This is a genomic window from Idiomarina xiamenensis 10-D-4 (assembly GCF_000299895.1).
In the GTDB taxonomy this organism is placed as follows: Bacteria; Pseudomonadota; Gammaproteobacteria; order Enterobacterales; family Alteromonadaceae; genus Idiomarina; species Idiomarina xiamenensis.
On record NZ_AMRG01000008.1, the window covers coordinates 99,833 to 116,874 of the forward strand.

General features: G+C 48.9%; 20 protein-coding genes. 7 read left to right on the forward strand and 13 right to left on the reverse strand.

Annotation, left to right across the window (positions count from 1 at the left end):
- Positions 1-33: 33 nt before the first annotated feature.
- From A10D4_RS07590 to folB, 7 genes are all read right to left on the reverse strand, one after another.
- Positions 34-1,533, reverse strand: coding sequence for a serine hydrolase domain-containing protein (locus A10D4_RS07590; protein WP_008488757.1), 1,500 nt, complete (start codon positions 1,531-1,533; stop codon positions 34-36).
- Positions 1,534-1,588: 55 nt separating this feature from the next.
- The gene (locus tag A10D4_RS07595) at positions 1,589-1,897 is read right to left on the reverse strand and encodes a hypothetical protein (RefSeq protein ID WP_008488758.1); all 309 of its coding nucleotides are present in this window, start codon (positions 1,895-1,897) and stop codon (positions 1,589-1,591) included.
- Positions 1,898-1,919: 22 nt separating this feature from the next.
- Positions 1,920-2,438: an RNA polymerase sigma factor gene (locus tag A10D4_RS07600; protein WP_008488759.1), complete on the reverse strand. Its 519-nt coding sequence runs from the start codon at positions 2,436-2,438 to the stop codon at positions 1,920-1,922.
- On the reverse strand, positions 2,431-2,778 hold the full coding sequence (locus A10D4_RS07605; protein WP_008488760.1) for a DUF6249 domain-containing protein: 348 nt from the start codon (positions 2,776-2,778) through the stop codon (positions 2,431-2,433). Before A10D4_RS07605 ends, A10D4_RS07600 begins: the two co-directional genes overlap by 8 nt.
- A 175-nt stretch (positions 2,779-2,953) precedes the next feature.
- Positions 2,954-3,754 carry an undecaprenyl-diphosphate phosphatase gene (locus tag A10D4_RS07610; protein ID WP_008488762.1) on the reverse strand — a complete coding sequence of 267 codons (801 nt, stop codon included), beginning with the start codon at positions 3,752-3,754 and terminating at the stop codon, positions 2,954-2,956.
- Between the two features lie 28 nt (positions 3,755-3,782).
- Positions 3,783-4,301, reverse strand: coding sequence for a 2-amino-4-hydroxy-6-hydroxymethyldihydropteridine diphosphokinase (gene folK, locus A10D4_RS07615; protein WP_008488763.1), 519 nt, complete (start codon positions 4,299-4,301; stop codon positions 3,783-3,785).
- 5 nt (positions 4,302-4,306) lie between these two features.
- Positions 4,307-4,672, reverse strand: a complete 366-nt coding sequence (folB, locus tag A10D4_RS07620; RefSeq protein ID WP_008488764.1) for a dihydroneopterin aldolase — start codon at positions 4,670-4,672, stop codon at positions 4,307-4,309.
- A 181-nt stretch (positions 4,673-4,853) separates the two neighbouring features.
- On the opposite strand from folB, the gene plsY reads away from it, so the two are divergent.
- On the forward strand, positions 4,854-5,441 hold the full coding sequence (gene plsY, locus A10D4_RS07625; RefSeq protein WP_008488765.1) for a glycerol-3-phosphate 1-O-acyltransferase PlsY: 588 nt from the start codon (positions 4,854-4,856) through the stop codon (positions 5,439-5,441).
- Here plsY and tsaD read toward each other — a convergent pair.
- The 3 genes from tsaD to A10D4_RS07640 all read right to left on the reverse strand — a co-directional run bounded on the left by tsaD (position 5,424) and on the right by A10D4_RS07640 (position 8,672).
- Complete coding sequence (gene tsaD, locus A10D4_RS07630; RefSeq protein WP_008488766.1) at positions 5,424-6,440, reverse strand: tRNA (adenosine(37)-N6)-threonylcarbamoyltransferase complex transferase subunit TsaD; 1,017 nt, start codon at positions 6,438-6,440, stop codon at positions 5,424-5,426. The genes plsY and tsaD overlap by 18 nt on opposite strands.
- 79 nt (positions 6,441-6,519) lie before the next feature.
- Positions 6,520-7,635 (reverse strand): alkaline phosphatase D family protein, encoded by a 1,116-nt coding sequence (locus A10D4_RS07635; protein ID WP_008488767.1) that lies wholly within the window; start codon positions 7,633-7,635, stop codon positions 6,520-6,522.
- Complete coding sequence (locus A10D4_RS07640; protein ID WP_008488768.1) at positions 7,632-8,672, reverse strand: type IV pilus twitching motility protein PilT; 1,041 nt, start codon at positions 8,670-8,672, stop codon at positions 7,632-7,634. Before A10D4_RS07640 ends, A10D4_RS07635 begins: the two co-directional genes overlap by 4 nt.
- A gap of 37 nt (positions 8,673-8,709) precedes the next feature.
- On the opposite strand from A10D4_RS07640, the gene A10D4_RS07645 reads away from it, so the two are divergent.
- From A10D4_RS07645 to A10D4_RS07660, 4 genes are all read left to right on the forward strand, one after another.
- Positions 8,710-9,390: a YggS family pyridoxal phosphate-dependent enzyme gene (locus A10D4_RS07645; RefSeq protein ID WP_008488769.1), complete on the forward strand. Its 681-nt coding sequence runs from the start codon at positions 8,710-8,712 to the stop codon at positions 9,388-9,390.
- A 35-nt stretch (positions 9,391-9,425) separates the two neighbouring features.
- Positions 9,426-10,250: a pyrroline-5-carboxylate reductase gene (proC, locus tag A10D4_RS07650; RefSeq protein ID WP_008488770.1), complete on the forward strand. Its 825-nt coding sequence runs from the start codon at positions 9,426-9,428 to the stop codon at positions 10,248-10,250.
- Positions 10,251-10,259: 9 nt separating this feature from the next.
- Positions 10,260-10,787, forward strand: a complete 528-nt coding sequence (locus tag A10D4_RS07655) for a YggT family protein (protein ID WP_008488771.1) — start codon at positions 10,260-10,262, stop codon at positions 10,785-10,787.
- Between the two features lie 133 nt (positions 10,788-10,920).
- The gene (locus A10D4_RS07660; RefSeq protein ID WP_008488773.1) at positions 10,921-11,286 is read left to right on the forward strand and encodes a DUF4426 domain-containing protein; all 366 of its coding nucleotides are present in this window, start codon (positions 10,921-10,923) and stop codon (positions 11,284-11,286) included.
- Positions 11,287-11,292: 6 nt separating this feature from the next.
- On the opposite strand, the gene A10D4_RS07665 is transcribed toward A10D4_RS07660, so the two are convergent.
- The gene (locus A10D4_RS07665) at positions 11,293-13,023 is read right to left on the reverse strand and encodes a potassium/proton antiporter (RefSeq protein WP_008488774.1); all 1,731 of its coding nucleotides are present in this window, start codon (positions 13,021-13,023) and stop codon (positions 11,293-11,295) included.
- 134 nt (positions 13,024-13,157) lie between these two features.
- Here A10D4_RS07665 and rdgB point away from each other — a divergent pair, with 134 nt between their 5' ends.
- Both rdgB and hemW read left to right on the forward strand, forming a co-directional pair.
- On the forward strand, positions 13,158-13,763 hold the full coding sequence (gene rdgB / locus A10D4_RS07670) for an RdgB/HAM1 family non-canonical purine NTP pyrophosphatase (RefSeq protein ID WP_008488775.1): 606 nt from the start codon (positions 13,158-13,160) through the stop codon (positions 13,761-13,763).
- A gap of 2 nt (positions 13,764-13,765) precedes the next feature.
- Entirely contained in the window at positions 13,766-14,905 is a 1,140-nt protein-coding gene (gene hemW, locus A10D4_RS07675) for a radical SAM family heme chaperone HemW (protein WP_202801435.1), read from the forward strand.
- Between the two features lie 7 nt (positions 14,906-14,912).
- On the opposite strand, the gene trmB is transcribed toward hemW, so the two are convergent.
- Both trmB and A10D4_RS07685 read right to left on the reverse strand, forming a co-directional pair.
- Positions 14,913-15,635 (reverse strand): tRNA (guanosine(46)-N7)-methyltransferase TrmB, encoded by a 723-nt coding sequence (gene trmB, locus A10D4_RS07680; RefSeq protein ID WP_008488777.1) that lies wholly within the window; start codon positions 15,633-15,635, stop codon positions 14,913-14,915.
- 129 nt (positions 15,636-15,764) lie between these two features.
- Positions 15,765-16,850 carry an OmpA family protein gene (locus tag A10D4_RS07685; protein ID WP_008488778.1) on the reverse strand — a complete coding sequence of 362 codons (1,086 nt, stop codon included), beginning with the start codon at positions 16,848-16,850 and terminating at the stop codon, positions 15,765-15,767.
- Positions 16,851-17,042: the final 192 nt, after the last annotated feature.

Consider the following 17,042-nt stretch of genomic DNA (forward strand, 5'->3'; position numbering starts at 1 on the left):
ACGGCTATGCCGTGGCGGCTTTAAAGGTAACCATTAGTCGCTGACTTTTTGGTAGTTAATGCTACCGTTGCGAAAGGTAAGTACAGACTGTTGCTGAGAGGGAATGGTTATTGTTCGGCGGATAGGTCCAAACGCCGCAACATAACTCCCTTGCTGATGCGGTAGTCGGTATAATGGACCAGACAATAGCCCCCAACGCGCCCAAACATGGTCGGATTTGACAAAAAATTCCATTGTTGGCCATCCCTGTTCAGCCTGATAGATCCCCATCATAGGCTGCCAATCTTGGCTGAATACAATTTGATTGGCAGCATCTAAGGCTTGTTGCTGTTGCTTCGCAAAACTACGTTTAAATAGTTGATATTCTTCTTCATAACGCTCTTGTGCACGATCGGGTGACAATGCCAGATTGTAAATATAATTAGCGGCTAAGTGGGGCAATACAAAGCCCCGTTCATCATTGAAATAAGCGACAACCGCGATTCCCTGTTTTGGCATGAACGACGCATGCAGACTGATACCACCATAGCCACCAAAACGGGTTAATAGTTCATTATCGTGATAATCGGCAATATCCCAAGCTAAACTGTAGCCTGTGCGGTCATAGGTAAAATAGCGTTTATGCTGTATCGCGGTCGCATGATGTAGGGGCTTAAAAAAGCTACCAGAGGACGATAGTTCTTTCCCATCCCTAAGATTAAAGCTCAGCCACTTACTCATATCAGCTAAAGTGGACACGACTCCACCGGAAGCATGTAATGTTTTATCGGTCTTGTAAAGGCCAGTTCGAATAACCTCACCGTCTTTTCCGACTTCAATACTCGGCAACACCGTGCCTGCTTCATAATCACTCAGCGAAGCGCTACTATCATGCATCGCTAACGGCTTAAAAATTTCTTTTTTCAGTAGTTGTTGCCAATCAGTAGCTGTTGCTTTCTGCATTGCGTGAGCGGCTAATATGGGGCCGGTATTCGAATACCGGAACTGGCCTGGACTGATGACAAGGGTGTCGGTGTTTAACGCGTTAATCAGATCATTGTCATCTCGATAGCCAAGAAAAGCCGACTTAAAGGTATGTAAAACACTGGTGAAGCCAGCAGTGTGATTAAGTAGCTGAGTCATCGTGATCTGCTTTTTCGCGATTTCATCGTTGCGAACTTCGTCATCTAGATAGACATCAAGTGAGGCATCAAGATCAAAGCGATTGGTGGACGCTAATCGTTGTGCCAAAGTGCCAATAAATGCTTTTGTATGTGAAGCGACGAGAAAAGGCCGATGCAGTGATAGACCATTGGTTGCAGGCGTTGTGCCTTGTTCGTTGATGGTATACCAGTAGCGTAGCCCCTGGTTATCCACCACAGCAATAAGAAAATCCCCCTTGAGTTTATGCTCAGCGTAGAGCGTTTTAATGGTGTTTGGAAAGTGTTGTTCGATACGCGCTATGGCCGCATCGCTAAACGTCATAGCTTGACCTGTGGTTAATTTGAAACAAGCGCAGGCGGCTAACGCTATGGCAATTGTCGTGGCTTTCATTAGATGTCCTTGATGTTCTATTGTCATAACAGTTATGACACATCAACGGACCCGTTTAGATGCGATTAGGTCTCTCCAGACACAATACGACACTCATTATTGTCACCATCATCGAGCAGCTTATCAGCACTGGGAACTGCATGATGAAATCGCTGAGCGGTTGCCAAATAGTTAGTGGAGCAAGACAAGTCATCAGCAACACCACAATTGCCGCAGCAACCCACGCTATCGTCAGAAGCCGTCTGCGAATTCTATTTCTACGCTGAATCACGTCAAGCACTGTCGTCACAAAATTATCTTGCTGATACAGCCCGTCGTTGTAACTCAAAATATCGTTAAAGTCTGGTTTAGATAATAATGTCATTGTCGCCCTCCTTGTGGCGTAGTTAATCTTTTTTTAACCACTGAGTTAACTTTTGCTTTGCACGATTGATATGAGACTTCACCGTTCCCAATGGTAGCTGAACAACATCTACGACTTCTTGATGACTCATACCAGCGCTGTAAGCTAACGTCATACAGGTACGTTCAGGTATGCTCAATTTTTGCATCAACCGCTCGATCAGAAGTTCATTCTCAGTCGTATCCAGCGTTGATAAGGTATGCAGTGTAGTGACTAACTCGGTTTCTCTCTGATAATGAGGTTTACGTTTTTCATTCAGAAAAAGACGGTAAGCAATGCTATGCAGCCAAGTATTGAAAGTCGCTTCGGCACGGTAGCTCGATAGTTTATTGTAGCTAGCGATAAATACGTCTTGTGCGAGATCATCAGCGAGAGCGTGATCGCCAGCGGTCAACCGTCTTAAAAATAAACGAATTGGACGCTGATACTTACGTACTAACGTCGCAAAAGCATGGTGATCATCATTAACAATGACGCGGGTAATGAGCGCCTGATCATTCATTTTTGTCGATAAGAACTAAAATACATAGCGCACTGCCGACGAAAAGCGGAAAAACCCCGAAAACAGCCCCTACAATTAAATTGTTACTAATCAATCCAGCGGTAAAACAGGCAAGCCCTAAGGCTACTAGAATAATACCTCTACGACGGTCGACTCGATGAGTGCTGACATTAGTACCCAGTTGTCGTAATAAGTCTGGAGACAGTTCACCACCGTTATCCATATGTTTTTGTAGTGTTTTCTGTAGCCGTTTTTTATCGCTCCCAGAAAGCCACAAATTGGCAAGCACGATTAACGCAATACATACGATTCCCAGAATCGGTATCCATAACTCTGACATAGACCACCTCGAAAATTTCACTAATGTCTCTTGTTCAAGAATAAGACACTCGTTAAAGGTCGGTTAGATGCAAAGCATCGAAATTTTTTGGAATACCGGCGCAGCCAACTGTTGATGATACTTTTTATCTAAAAAAAGCAATCCCCACCAACACGCGGTGGTGTCGACGATCAAGCTACATGAGAATAAATAAAAATAACCCAATGCCCAGCAACAACCGGTAAATCACAAACGGTAGCATGCCCATACGCTCGATGATGCGTAAAAAGAAGTGAATGCAGAGGTAAGCGCTGATCGCCGATACGACAACGCCGGTGAGCAGTGGCAACCACTCGACGGTTTGTGGCTGCTGCGCTAATTTTAGCCCTTGATAACCACCGGCCATGACGATGATCGGAATCGACAGCAAGAAAGAAAACTTAGCCGCTTGTTCACGCGCCATTCCCAGCATGAGTCCTGCGGTCATGGTTATTCCCGAGCGCGAAGTACCAGGGATCAAGGCGATAGCCTGGGCCACACCGATGAACAACGCTTGTGCTAAGGACAGTTCGGTCATCTGCAGACCTTGGTTGCTGGCGCGACGGTCAGCCCACCACAACAGCAGACCAAAGACAATGGTGGTGGTCGCAATAACCGCTATCGAACGCGCCCAGTGCTCGACTAAATCACTGCCGAATAAGCCAGCTAAACCAGCCGGTATCGTCGCCCAAATAATCAACCAAGCTTGCCGTGAGGCGACGCTATGACGCCCGCCAAGCGAGGCAAACCAGCCGCTAAGTAATGCCCAGACTTGCTGTCGGAAATAGCTTACCACGGCGATTAGCGTGCCTAAGTGCACAGCGACATCGAACGCTAAGCCTTGATCCTGCCAACCCAACACATGTGAGGGTAAAATCAGATGGGCTGAACTTGAAATCGGTAGAAATTCAGTAAGGCCTTGAATGATTGCAAGATAAATAGCATCAATTACGCTCATTAACGAGTATTCCTTGTAGTCATGCTGTTCATAGTAGAGCCGCTAAGCGCTGCGCTAACCAGTCATCGGGTAACGCCTTTAACTCACCACCCTGAGCAAATTGTGGGTGTTGTGACCACAGGCTGGCTAAATCGAGCGCTAACGTAGGATGCTGACGAGTCGGTTCGAGTTCGGCTAATGGCCTCAGTACAAAGGCGTTTTCACAAATTTCAGCGCGCGGCACGTCAAGCGCGCCGTGGCTGACCCAATCATCATAGAGCAGTAAATCAATATCTAAGTTCCGCGAGCTAAATTTCGGCGCATCGTTGGCTTTGCCAAACTGCGCTTCAATGGCTTTGCAATGCGCGACTACCGCTTGCGGGCTTTGCTCGGTCTGTGCACGCAGCACTAAATTATAAAAATCAGCGCCGTCGAAGCCCACCGCCGGGCTTTGGTATACCCGTGACCAAGCTACCTGCGCGAACACGCCTTGCAGTGCCAACACACCAGCAGGAATGTGCTGTTGAGGCTGAATATTCGAACCGATACCTAATAGTATGGTAGCCACTGGCGTTACTGATACTCGTTAGCCTGACGGCTAATACGCACCGCCACCTGTTGCGCGGCGGCAACCGCGGCGGGTTTTGCCACTTTGACCTGCACTTGGCGCACGGCAAATTGTTGTAACACCAGCTTGGCAATATCTTCGGCAACAGTCTCGATCAATTGCCGCGGTTGCGCTTGCAGTAATTCGGTTATAGCGTCACTCACGCGGGCATAATCAACAGCCAAGTCAATATTGTCCTGCTCTGCCGCTGGACGGTTGTCGCAGTCCATCACGACATCGATCACTAACGTTTGCTGAATGGTTTTCTCCCACTCATAAACGCCGATGACGGTATCGACGCGTAATGCCTCTATCAGAACCTGATCTGTCACGATTATTCTCTTATCTTGCCTTTCGAACGTGGAAATTCACAGATATACTACTTATGCTGATGATATCAGTGAGAATGAGCCTATTTTTTACTATCGGCACGCAAATTTCTATGCTGTTGCGATAAAGGCTTTTATTTACGGCAACGAATACTAACGTAAGTTATCGACGAAACGAACCCCGATGAGCGCATTGACTCTATTAATGATCATTATTGCCTACCTGTTCGGCTCTATCAGCAGCGCGGTACTGATCTGTCGTGTCATGGGATTACCCGATCCCCGCCAATCCGGTTCGCAAAATCCCGGCGCGACTAACGTTTATCGAATCGGAGGCCGCTGGCCAGCTATTTTGACGCTGGTGTTTGATGTGCTTAAAGGTATGCTGCCGGTATGGAGTTCTTATTACTTAGGTATTGAACCGTTCTTTTTAGGTATCATCGCGGTGGCCGCCTGCTTGGGCCATATCTTTCCGTTATACTTTCACTTTCGCGGTGGCAAAGCCGTTGCTACAGCCTTAGGCGCTATGTTCCCGGTAGCTTGGGAAATGGCATTATTACTCATCGCGACCTGGGTTATCGTGTTCCGTATCAGCCGCGTTTCCTCGTTAGCAGCCCTGATCACGGTCAGTTTGGCACCATTTTATGCCTACTGGATAAAACCCAAATACACCGTACCCGTGATCATGATATCGCTACTGATACTTTGGCGCCATCAAGCCAACATCTTACGTTTGGCTAAGGGTCAAGAAGGTTCATTTAAGCGGCGCTAAGTCGGCTAACGGCCAGCGTGGATAGGTTTTAATGGCGGTATCAGCACGCTCACCTGCTAACAATCGTTGGCACCCGGCATAAGCGATCATAGCACCGTTATCGGTACAGAATTCTGGCCGCGGATAAAACACCTCCCCTGACAACTTATTCATGGTTTGCTGTAAGGTCTCGCGCAGGTACTGATTAGCACTAACACCGCCAGCAACCACCAGCCGCTTTAATCCAGTTTGTTTCAGTGCTCGACGGCATTTAATGACCAAGGTATCGACTACCGCCTCTTGAAAAGCACGAGCAATGTCGGCGCGTGCTTGTTCTCTATCATCGGCGGCAGCAATAGTATTCGCTGCAAAGGTTTTTAAACCACTAAAGGAAAAGTCTAAACCCGGGCGGTCGGTCATCGGTCGGGGAAATTGATAAATACCGCTACGGCCTTGCTCGGCTAGTTTGGCCAGGCGCGGTCCTCCGGGATAATCCAGCCCCATTAATTTTGCCGTTTTATCAAAGGCTTCACCGGCGGCATCATCCACCGATTCGCCTAATAATTGATAGCTGCCAATACCGTCGACACGCACTAGCTGCGTATGTCCACCGGAGACTAGCAGAGCAACAAAGGGAAACTGCGGACGAGGGCTTTCTAACATAGGTGCCAGTAAATGGCCTTCCATATGATGCACCGCGACGGCTGGTTTATCCCAACCATAAGCAAGGCTGCGCCCAATACAGGCGCCAACCAACAACGCGCCAACCAGCCCGGGTCCAGCGGTATAAGCTACGCCATCAATATCTTCGGCGCTTAATTGGGCTTGCTGTAACGCCGCTTCAATTAACGGCAGTGTTTTACGAATGTGGTCGCGCGATGCCAGTTCAGGTACCACACCACCGTAATCGGCGTGCAGTTTAACCTGACTATAAAGCTGATGAGCCAATAAACCTTGCTCGCTTTGGTAAATAGCAATACCGGTTTCATCACAAGAACTTTCGATACCTAATACGCGCATAAACCTGCCGCTAACTGCTAATGAAAATCGCCGCTTAGTTTACCTGAATGCGGCTTTTTTGGCATTAATCAGTCGCATTTTAATTATCAGCGGTTAAGGTTTGCAACGCCAACTGCTGTTGTTGCAGAACGCGTCCGTCGATATCACGCACACTGAGTAGCAACTGCGGTTGCTGGTTAGCCCACTGTATTTCAATACGACCATAATGCGCTTCAGGGTAGGCCTTGCCTTGACGATAACGGTTTGCACTGACAGCGCCACCGCCTCGATTGATGCTGCCGGAACTGATTTGCCATAACGGATAATCAACGGCACCTTGATGCACCGATAAGTCGCCATAACGCTTTGAGCCAGCCACTAACACCACCCCATTTGCACGGCTGTCTCGCAGTGTTCGAAAAAGCCGCTGCTGAGCGGCGGGATAAGCTGACCAATTATCATGACCGTCAAAATCACTTAAGAATGCTTCGCTACTGCCAACAATGCGCACCTCAGCGGGCACTTGCAACTGTTCATTTAACCATTGCCACTGGCTCTCACCGAGCAACTCATCGCTGTTATTCTGCTGCCAGCGCCCCTGATCATTAAACCAAGCCTGCAACCGCTGCCACCAAGATCGCGTAGTGAGCGACTGTCGATTCCAACGGCTATCTAACAAAATAATCTGCACGCGTTGCGGCGCCTGCCCTACCACTACGCTCTTATAAATGCCCTGCTGTTGATAATGACGACCACTCGCTAGCGGCTCACGCCAGTAATCTAAAAATAAATTGCGCACCGCAAAACGTTCACCATTAGTACGTCCATCGGCATCAGCAATGGCATAATCCTGAGCGCCCCATATACTCATTAACAACGAATTTAAGCGGGTTTGCCGTAAACCACGATAACGGTCCAATACGTCATAAGCGGAACGCATATCATCGATATCGTCGGCGTCAATATTGAGCGCGTTCCCCAGCAGCAGAAAAACATCGGGATCAGAGCGGCTAATGGCCTGCCAGACCGGCTGTGACCGGTCATGAGCTAAACAACAGCTAAATTCGATACGAGTATATTGCGCTTGCTTGGCGGCGATACTGGGCACCTGCCCCTGCGCCCATGTCACCACTGGCAACCCGCAGCCCAACAGCAACCATAAAACGCCGCAACGCATGGTTTGTGTTAAACCGGGCCAGCAAGCGCGCTTGCTCATGGCGCAAAACTCTCGCGACTGACCGCTTTAGCTTGGGCATCATCACGGCTGATCTCGCCCGCGGCTAACAGTTTTTGTAAGCTTTGATCGAGCGTTTGCATGCCGGCATTGGCACCGGTCTGAATAGCTGAGTACATTTGTGCCACTTTATCTTCGCGGATCAAGTTTTTAATCGCCGCGGTGCCCATCATGATCTCATGGGCAGCAATACGCCCGCCCTGTTGTCGCTTCAACAGCGTCTGCGAAATAACGGCACGTAGCGATTCCGATAACATTGAGCGCGCCATCGGTTTATCATCGCCGGGGAAAACGTCAATAATACGATCGATGGTTTTAGCGGCCGAAGTGGTGTGCAGCGTACCCAACACCAAATGCCCCGTCTCCGCCGCCGTCAGTGCCAGACGAATGGTTTCTAAATCGCGCATCTCGCCCACCAAGATAACGTCCGGATCTTCCCGCAACGCCGAGCGTAACGCCGCCGCGAAACTGAGTGTGTCACGATGCACTTCGCGTTGATTAATCAAACAACGCTGGGGTTGATGCACAAATTCAATCGGATCTTCAATTGTCAAAATGTGCTGCGAGGTTTCACGATTAATATAATCCACCATCGCCGCTAACGTGGTCGACTTACCCGAGCCAGTCGGGCCAGTTACTAGCACGAGACCTCGTGGTAAACGTGCGATTTGTTGAAAAATAGCAGGCGCTTGTAATTGCTCTAGACTCAACACCTCAGCAGGAATGGTACGAAAAGCCGCGGCGATACCGTGTTGCTGAGTAAACACGTTAACGCGGAAGCGTGCGACGTTGTCGACCGCGATGGAAAAGTCGCACTCTAGCTCTTGTTCATATTGCTGTTGCTGACGCTTATTCATGATGCCGTACATCATATCGGTGACAGTCGCGTGATCAAGCTCAGGTAATTGCAGCGGTCTAATATCGCCATCGATACGTAAACGAGGAGGTGAGCCAGCGGCTAGGTGCAAGTCAGAGGCGTTTTGTTTGACACTTAATGACAGTAATTGGTTAAGATCCATGTATTGTTCCGATAATCAGTTTACAGCAGGACGCAGCATGTCTAATAAGATAGCAGATAACCTGACTCAGGTGCGCGCAGAAATTCGCCAAGCGGCGGCCGCGGCTCAGCGCGACGCTGCCGACATCAACTTGGTGGCGGTCAGTAAAACCAAGCCCGCCGACGCTATCGAACAAGCCTATGCCGCCGGACAGCGTGCTTTCGGCGAGAATTATGTGCAAGAAGGCGTCGCTAAAGTGCAGCAATTGCAGACAGTCTGTAGCGATATTGTCTGGCATTTCATTGGTCCCATACAGTCCAATAAAAGCCGCGACGTGGCTGAACATTTTGACTGGGTGCAAAGCATCGACCGCGACAAGATCGCCAAGCGCTTAAATCAGCAACGTCCGTCTCATTTACCGCCTCTACAGGTATTGATTCAAGTCAACATCGATGACGAAAGTAGTAAATCCGGCGTGCAGCCAGAGCAACTAATCGGGCTCGCGCAGTTTATTGTGGAGCATTGCGATAGGCTGTGCTTGCGCGGCATTATGGCGATACCCAGTAAACACGCCGACGAACACAGCTACAGCGCCATGCGCACCTTGTTTTCTGCGCTAGCGACCCAATATGATCAAGTAGATACCTTATCGATGGGCATGTCACAGGATCTCCAGCAAGCGATTGCTGGGGGTGCTACTATGGTACGCATCGGTAGCGCTATTTTTGGTGCAAGATAAATGAATACAGCGACGCTGTTAACAAGGGGAGAATTATGACAGATATTCGTAAGATTGCCTTTATTGGTGCTGGCAACATGACACAAAGCATTGTTGGAGGAATGGTCAGCAGTGGTTATCCCGCCGAGCAGATTTTTGTCAGTAATCCTAGCTCCGCCAAGTTAGAAAAAATGCAATCGACGTTGTCCGTCAACACCAGCCAAGATAACGCCGAAATTGCTCAACAAGCCGATGTGATTGTACTCGCGGTCAAACCGCAGTTAATGAAAGACGTGTGCGCAGCACTCCAAGCAAGTGTTGATAACTTATCGGAAAAACTCATTATTACGATTGCCGCCGGTATTCGTATGCCGAAATATCGACAGTATTTGAACGATGATATTCGTATTATCCGCGTTATGCCAAATACCCCATCGTTAGTCAGCAAAGGGATGTCAGGTTTAGTCGCCGATGAACGCGTAGACGACGCTGATAAAGCTTATATTACCGAGGTTTTTGACGGCGTTGGCGAAACCCTTTGGGTTAGCGACGAAGACCAACTCGACATTTTGGGCGCGGTTGCCGGTAGCGGTCCGGCCTACTTTTTTGAATTCATGGCAGGCTTGCAAAAAGCCGCTGTCAGTTTAGGTTTTGATACCGCCAAAGCGCGCGAAATGGTACAACAAACTTGCTTAGGCGCCGCCGAAATGGCAAAGGCCAGCGAGCTGGAATTGGCTGAGTTACGCGCTCAAGTCACCAGTAAAGGTGGCTCCACTGCTAAAGGCGTGGAAGCCTACCAAAATGCCGATCTTGATGGTATTTCAGAGACTGCGGTCAAGGCAGCGGTAAAACGCAACCAAGAGATGGCCGAATTATTTTAAGGACCGGTTATGAATAATGCGCTGCATTTTTTAGTAGAAACACTGATTGGGCTGTATTTAATGGTGGTCATTTTACGGCTTTGGTTACAAGCCGTGCAGGCCGATTATTACAACCCACTCAGTCAATTTGTGGTGAAAGCCACGAACCCGCTGGTGAAACCGTTACGCACGATTTTACCGGTGCTCGGCAGGCTGGATTTAGCGGCATTAGTGGTCGCGTTACTGGTGGCGGCGTTAAAAGTGGCCGCTATATTGATGATTAATTATGGTGGTATATCGATTCCAGCCATATTACTTAACGCACCGATTGTGCTGCTAGCAGCATTTTTAAGCTTGCTGTTTTGGGTACTGATTATTCGGGCGATTTTGAGCTGGTTTTCGCAGGGTTATAACCCCATGGAGATGCTGCTAGCACAGCTAACCGAGCCATTGTTAGCACCCATCCGGCGTATTATTCCGACCGCTGGCGGCTTAGATTTTTCGGTGTTGATATTGATCATTATCGTGCAATTCTTGCGCATATTGATTACTGGCTAAAAGCTTTTAAAGCCGTTAACAAGCTTTTATAATGAGGGTTCGATACTTGTTCGGACCCTTTTTTATGCGCGTAATATCTACCCTCATGCTACTGACAACACTGCTATTAAGCCCACTAAGTCAGGCTCAAAATATGAAGTCGTTAGGTGCTTGGGATGTTCATTACATTGCTTTCGCGGCAACCTTTTTAACCCCGGAAATCGCTAACCAATATGGTATACAGCGTAGCGCTTATAAAGGCGTAGTGAATATCTCGCTGTTAGATAGCAGCAGTCAGGCAGCACAAGCTGCAGGCGTATCTGGCTATGCTTTAAATAGCCTGGGCCAGCGTCAAGAATTGGCCTTTAAAGAAGTTAAAGAGGGTGATGCCATTTATTATTTAGCGCAGGTTAATTATACCAATGCAGAAACCCTGCGCTTTATCATTGATTTAACGGATGGCCGTCAATCGCATCAACTGCGCTTTTCGCAAATCTTCTATAGCGATTTAGACAATTAAACGCTTTTAGCTTGCCGCCGACTTGATACCCACGGTGACAATTTCACCCTGTTCGCTGACCTCGCGCACGGTTAAATAGAAGTTACCCAATTTAACCTTATCACCGACCACCACACGACGGTGGAACGCTTGCTTGAAATAATCGGCGATGGTGGTACTCATTAACTCTGCGCCTTGCTCAGCAACCGGATAAATGGCCGCTAGCTCGGCGATGGTGAGATCCGCCCGCAAGGTAAAGTCACCAAAGAACTCGGTCTCGTTGAGCTTACGTTGCTCACCATGCGCCGACAACACGCGGCTGATGGCATCAACATCGATAACTCGAGCAACGACTAATAGCGCGTCACCCTCCCGGATAACGGGGTTCATCGCTGGTTGCAGCCACTCGCCGTCGCGCAGTACACCAACAAAGGTTACCGGCGCGGTAAACTTCAACTGCTCCCAAGTATGGTCACAGGCCGGTGTTTTACTGTGAATATCAAACTCCCAAACTTCTAGGGCATCATTGCTAGGTACTGCATCCAGCGGCATGCGCTGCTGTGGCTGCGGTGATGGTGGCACCTCAAGCCCTAACCAACGTGCAAGCGGTACGATGGTCCAGCCCTGCACCAACAACGATAGTAAGACAACGAAGAACGCCACATCAAAATAGACAGCTTCATCGGGAACACCGCTTAACCACGGATACAATGCCAAGATGATCGGAACCGCCCCGCGCAACCCCACCCAACTGATGAAGACTTGCTCGCGCCAGGGAAAACTAAACGGGAGCAAACATAAGAACACCGCTAATGGACGTGCGACAAAAATCAGAACTAAGGCGACGCCCAGCGCTAACGGTGCGTGCGCAATCAACTGCGACGGCGTAACCAATAACCCCAGGATCAAAAACATCATGATTTGACTTAGCCACGCCAGACCATCTTGTACTTGTAGAATATGCACCAATTGCGACAAGCGGCTCTTACCAATGATAAAGCCCATCAAATAAACCGCTAAAAAGCCACTACCGTGAAACTTGCTCGTCAGCGCAAAAATCACCACCGCCGAAGCGATTGCTAACAGTGGAAAAAAGGTGAAACTAAGCGGTAGTTTGCGTGCCGCCAGCACAAACGCGTGACCACCGAGCCAGCCGCCCAGTAAACCGACAATCAACTGAATCGCGACATCACCGATCAATGTCAATGGCGCCATGTCGGTATTGGTGGCAACCGCCATGGTCATGGTCATGGTCAAAATCACCGCCATCGGATCGTTGGTACCCGATTCAACTTCCAAGGTAGACGCCACACGGTCTTTAATGCGTAAACCGCGCGACTGAAAAATACTGAAGACCGCAGCCGCATCGGTAGAACTTAATAAGGCGCCCAACAGCAAACCAGCGGTCCAAGGTAAGTCAAACCAGAATACCACTGCTGTAGCGATGCCTGCACAAGTTAGCGCCACGCCAATGGTAGCCAGACTTATAGCGGGCCATAGCGCCACCCGGAAACGGTCAGGACTAGTACGCATACCGCCGTCAAAAAGAATAATGACCAACGCCACTGAGCCTAATAAAAAAGTTAACTGAGGATTATCGAACTTAAGCCCTAACAAACCCTCTTCGCCAGCCAGCATGCCAATACATAAAAACACCAACAATAATGGTGCGCCTAAGCGGCTTGAAATCACCGTGGCTAAAATGCTGAATAAAAACAAGCAGCCGACAATGAGAATGACTGTACTGGTATAATCCATAACTTACCGAAAACGTCCTAGTTGATGCTGAAACTCTTGCATAATCATGATAGTACCACGTTGGCATGGTTTTCCCGTATAATTGCTGCTGATTTTATCGTCGTTTTTTATTTCGTAGACCGTCAGAGGTAGTCATGTCAGAGAAACCGTTCGAAGTTGTGCTTGCCACCAGTAACCCCGGTAAAGTACGCGAATTACAAGCCATGCTCGAACCGCTAAACTGGCAAGTCTCACCACAATCCAACTGGAGCTTTGATGACGCCGAAGAAACCGCTGTCACTTTTGTTGAGAATGCGCTGATCAAAGCACGTCACGCCGCCTTACAAACCGGCTTAGCGGCAATCGCCGACGACTCTGGCTTAGCGGTTGATGCACTAGCCGGTGCTCCTGGCGTTTATTCTGCCCGCTACGCCGGTGTCAACGCTAGCGATAGTGACAATGTACAAAAATTACTAAACGCGATGCGCGACGTACCTGCGGCAGAACGCCAAGCACAGTTCCATTGCGTGCTGGTATTTGTTCGTCACGCTAACGACCCGACACCGATCATTTGTCACGGTCGCTGGCAGGGGCTGGTTCACCATCAAGTACAAGGTACTCAAGGGTTTGGTTATGACCCGATATTTTGGTTAGCAGAGCAGCAGTGTACCGCAGCGGAGCTGAGGCGTGAACAAAAGCAGCAACTCAGTCATCGTGGTCAAGCGCTGGCACAACTGTTAACGCAATTGACGGCACGCTAATGCTGAGCTTACCGCCACTGTCGCTGTACGTGCACTTTCCTTGGTGTGTACAAAAATGCCCTTATTGCGACTTCAACTCGCATAGTCTCAAAGGCCAGATACCGGAAGCGGCCTACATTAGCCGCTTGTTAGATGACCTACAGGCAGATTTATCTTGGGTGCAAGGGCGCCCGCTGCACAGCATTTTTATTGGCGGCGGCACCCCCAGCCTTATCAGTGCTGAGGGTATCGCTCGCTTGCTGCAAGGCATAAAGCAACAAGTTGGCTTTGCCGATAAGGCTGAAATTACCCTAGAAGCTAACCCCGGCACTTTTGAAACAGAACGCTTCGCCGGCTTTGTCGAGGCGGGTGTTAACCGCTTATCAATAGGTGTACAAAGCTTACAAGCTGAGCAGTTAAGCGCATTGGGCCGCATTCACGACCCACAACAAGCTCGTGCCGCCGCAAGCCACGCACAAAGCTTAGCATTGCAAAGTTTTAATCTGGACTTAATGCACGGCCTACCCGGCCAAAGCATTGCTGCCGCGATGGCCGATTTAGACGGTGTAATTGCTCTGCAACCACCTCATATATCGTGGTATCAATTGACCATTGAACCCAACACCGCGTTCGCCAGTCGCCCACCACAGTTACCCGAGGACGATACGCTGGCAGAAATTTATGAGCGAGGCCAACAACGGTTAGCCGAGGCGGGCTATCAGCAATACGAAGTCAGTGCCTATGCAAAGCCCGGCCATCAGAGCCAGCATAACCGTAATTATTGGCAATTTGGTGACTATTTAGGCATCGGCTGCGGCGCTCATAGCAAGATCACACTCGCTGAGCAGCAACAGATCATCCGCTGTGAAAAAGTCAAACATCCGCAAGGCTATCTTGATTTAACCCGCTCACAACGCTACCGCACCTGGCCTGTCGAAGAGACAGAACGGCCATTTGAGTTTTTTATGAATCAGTTACGTTTATTAGAACCGACCGCTAAACGTCAATTTACCGAACGTACCGGACTGCCACTGAGCACTGCCGAGCAAGCCCTAAAGCGGGCAAAAACACAAGGGTTGCTAACAGAAAACGCCGAACACTGGCAGTGTACGGCGTTAGGGCGTCGCTTTTTGAATAATATCCTTGATCAATTGGTCGATTGAACAGCGGTTATTGACTCACGCGAGTAAACTGTAAGTCCCAAACACCATGGCCTAAGCGATGTCCACGTTGCTCGAATTTCGTCAGTGGCCGATTCTCAGGACGAGGAATGTAATCACCGCTGCTGGATAAGTTGCTAAAATCGCTGCTGGCAGACATTACCGCTAACATATGTTCGGCATAATTTTGCCAGTCGGTAGCGAGATGCAAGACACCGCCGACTTTCAGCTTTTGCGCTAATAAGGCAATAAATTCAGGCTGTATGATGCGGCGTTTATGATGGCGCTTTTTGTGCCAAGGGTCGGGGAAAAAGATCTGTACCCGAGACAGGCTGTGGTCGGCAACACACTGCTTAAGAACTTCGACGGCGTCATCATCGAACACACGTAAATTCTCAACCCCGGCTTGCTCAGCCAGCAATAAACAAGCGCCAACGCCAGGAGTGTGTACTTCGATACCAACAAAGTTGTGCTGCTGCTCAGCCTGAGCCATTTTTACCAATGAATCGCCCATGCCAAAACCAATTTCTAAAACCACAGGATGGTCATTGGCAAAAACGTCAGACCACGCTAAAAGCCCATCAGCGAGTTGTAATCCCTTGTGCGGCCATTGCCGACTCAGGGCTGCCTGCTGACCTTTGGTTAAACGCCCTTCGCGTTTTACAAAACTGCGTACGGTACGCACGTATTTGCCAGCTGCGGCGGCTTCAGCAGCAGATTTAAACTCACTCATGCAATTCAGGCTCCGATTGATTCACTGACGGGCAAATTTTAAGCCGCTCATTATGCAAAAAGGCGCGACAAAAACAAGTTTGTCGCGCCTTTAATTGCTTAATTCTAAAGTAAGCTTAGCGATTACCGATTAATTTTTCTTAACAGGTACCCGCTCGGTCACTTTCAGCTCAGCTTCGATACGGCGGTTTTCTTGACGCTGGGCTTTGGTTTCGCCAGAGTTTTTAGGACGGTTCTCGCCGTACCCTTTCCACTGTACACGTTGCTTAGCGATGCCGTAGTTATTGATCATACGCTCACCAACCGCTTTCGCACGCTGCTCAGACAACCACTGGTTGTATTCTGCAGGACCCGTCTGGTCAGTGTGACCATTGATCATGATATCCAGTTGCGGATGCTCTTTCATGAAATCTGCGGTTTTACGAATGTCATCGTCATAACCGTCACGAATTTCGTACGAGTCAAACGGGAACTCAATCACTAATTCACGCTTAACGGTTTCGTTGCGATAAATGATACAGCCGTCTTTATCCACCGAATAACTAGCCGGCGTATTGGGACACTTGTCGCGGCTATCGGGAACACCATCGCCATCACTATCGACTGGTGCAGCTGCAGGCGCAGGCTCAGGTTGCGGACGCGTTTGCGGACGCTCTTCCTGATAGCTATCGTTATAGGTGTTGCCAAAGAAATACTGCACACCTACGTTGGTAAAGTACTCAGTTAAATTACCATCATTCTGCTGAACACCACCTTCGACACGCCACGCCCAGTTATTATTGAAAAACTGGCGATAACCGACGGTACCACGCAGGAAAGTATCATCAAAACCTTCTAAACGAGTACGGTTAATACCTAAACCCGCATAGACGTTATTCTTGAAGTTATACAACACATCGACACCAAAGGCATCGCCATAGGCATCGCTGCTGGTGCCACGCAAGCTACCCTGCAAATAATCATAATACAGACGAGCTTCCCATGCCTCAGTCAACCGATGACCTAACTCTAAGCCGCCAGTGAAAGTATTGATACCACTACTGTAGTCAAATGCTGCGCCGTCTTTAACTGCAAAGCGGTCACTATCGGTATCAAAAGCACCTAAGCGTGCACCAAAGTAAAAGTCGCCATAATCGCCTTGCTTATCGTGTGCTAAAGCTGGTTGCATCGCAGATGCACCGATGATAGCAAGTGTTAGTAAGGATAAACGCTTCATGAAGTACTCCTTTTGTACTAGCAATTAAATTCCCTGTAGGGCAAAACGTCGCATCGCGGTAACTGTGCGCCGAAGTCTTTTGTGTATGATAGACAACTAAACCCTTTAGTTTCAGTGGTTTTCGCTATCTTTACACACCATCAGCAGCATACGACTTACCTGAACTTGTATGAACTTCTTACGCAAAAAGCG

What these genes read in the sequence shown, in the direction of transcription:
- A10D4_RS07660 (WP_008488773.1), top strand. Translation starts at nt 10,921, where the DNA reads ATGAAGTCGTTAGGTGCTTGGGATGTTCATTACATTGCTTTCGCGGCA.
- A10D4_RS07610 (WP_008488762.1), bottom strand. Translation starts at nt 3,754, where the DNA reads ATGAGCGTAATTGATGCTATTTATCTTGCAATCATTCAAGGCCTTACT.
- A10D4_RS07590 (WP_008488757.1), bottom strand. Translation starts at nt 1,533, where the DNA reads ATGAAAGCCACGACAATTGCCATAGCGTTAGCCGCCTGCGCTTGTTTC.
- proC (WP_008488770.1), top strand. Translation starts at nt 9,426, where the DNA reads ATGACAGATATTCGTAAGATTGCCTTTATTGGTGCTGGCAACATGACA.
- A10D4_RS07665 (WP_008488774.1), bottom strand. Translation starts at nt 13,023, where the DNA reads ATGGATTATACCAGTACAGTCATTCTCATTGTCGGCTGCTTGTTTTTA.
- A10D4_RS07655 (WP_008488771.1), top strand. Translation starts at nt 10,260, where the DNA reads ATGAATAATGCGCTGCATTTTTTAGTAGAAACACTGATTGGGCTGTAT.
- A10D4_RS07605 (WP_008488760.1), bottom strand. Translation starts at nt 2,778, where the DNA reads ATGTCAGAGTTATGGATACCGATTCTGGGAATCGTATGTATTGCGTTA.
- A10D4_RS07640 (WP_008488768.1), bottom strand. Translation starts at nt 8,672, where the DNA reads ATGGATCTTAACCAATTACTGTCATTAAGTGTCAAACAAAACGCCTCT.
- trmB (WP_008488777.1), bottom strand. Translation starts at nt 15,635, where the DNA reads ATGAGTGAGTTTAAATCTGCTGCTGAAGCCGCCGCAGCTGGCAAATAC.
- A10D4_RS07595 (WP_008488758.1), bottom strand. Translation starts at nt 1,897, where the DNA reads ATGACATTATTATCTAAACCAGACTTTAACGATATTTTGAGTTACAAC.
- A10D4_RS07645 (WP_008488769.1), top strand. Translation starts at nt 8,710, where the DNA reads ATGTCTAATAAGATAGCAGATAACCTGACTCAGGTGCGCGCAGAAATT.
- A10D4_RS07600 (WP_008488759.1), bottom strand. Translation starts at nt 2,438, where the DNA reads ATGAATGATCAGGCGCTCATTACCCGCGTCATTGTTAATGATGATCAC.
- plsY (WP_008488765.1), top strand. Translation starts at nt 4,854, where the DNA reads ATGAGCGCATTGACTCTATTAATGATCATTATTGCCTACCTGTTCGGC.
- tsaD (WP_008488766.1), bottom strand. Translation starts at nt 6,440, where the DNA reads ATGCGCGTATTAGGTATCGAAAGTTCTTGTGATGAAACCGGTATTGCT.
- rdgB (WP_008488775.1), top strand. Translation starts at nt 13,158, where the DNA reads ATGTCAGAGAAACCGTTCGAAGTTGTGCTTGCCACCAGTAACCCCGGT.
- A10D4_RS07685 (WP_008488778.1), bottom strand. Translation starts at nt 16,850, where the DNA reads ATGAAGCGTTTATCCTTACTAACACTTGCTATCATCGGTGCATCTGCG.
- A10D4_RS07635 (WP_008488767.1), bottom strand. Translation starts at nt 7,635, where the DNA reads ATGAGCAAGCGCGCTTGCTGGCCCGGTTTAACACAAACCATGCGTTGC.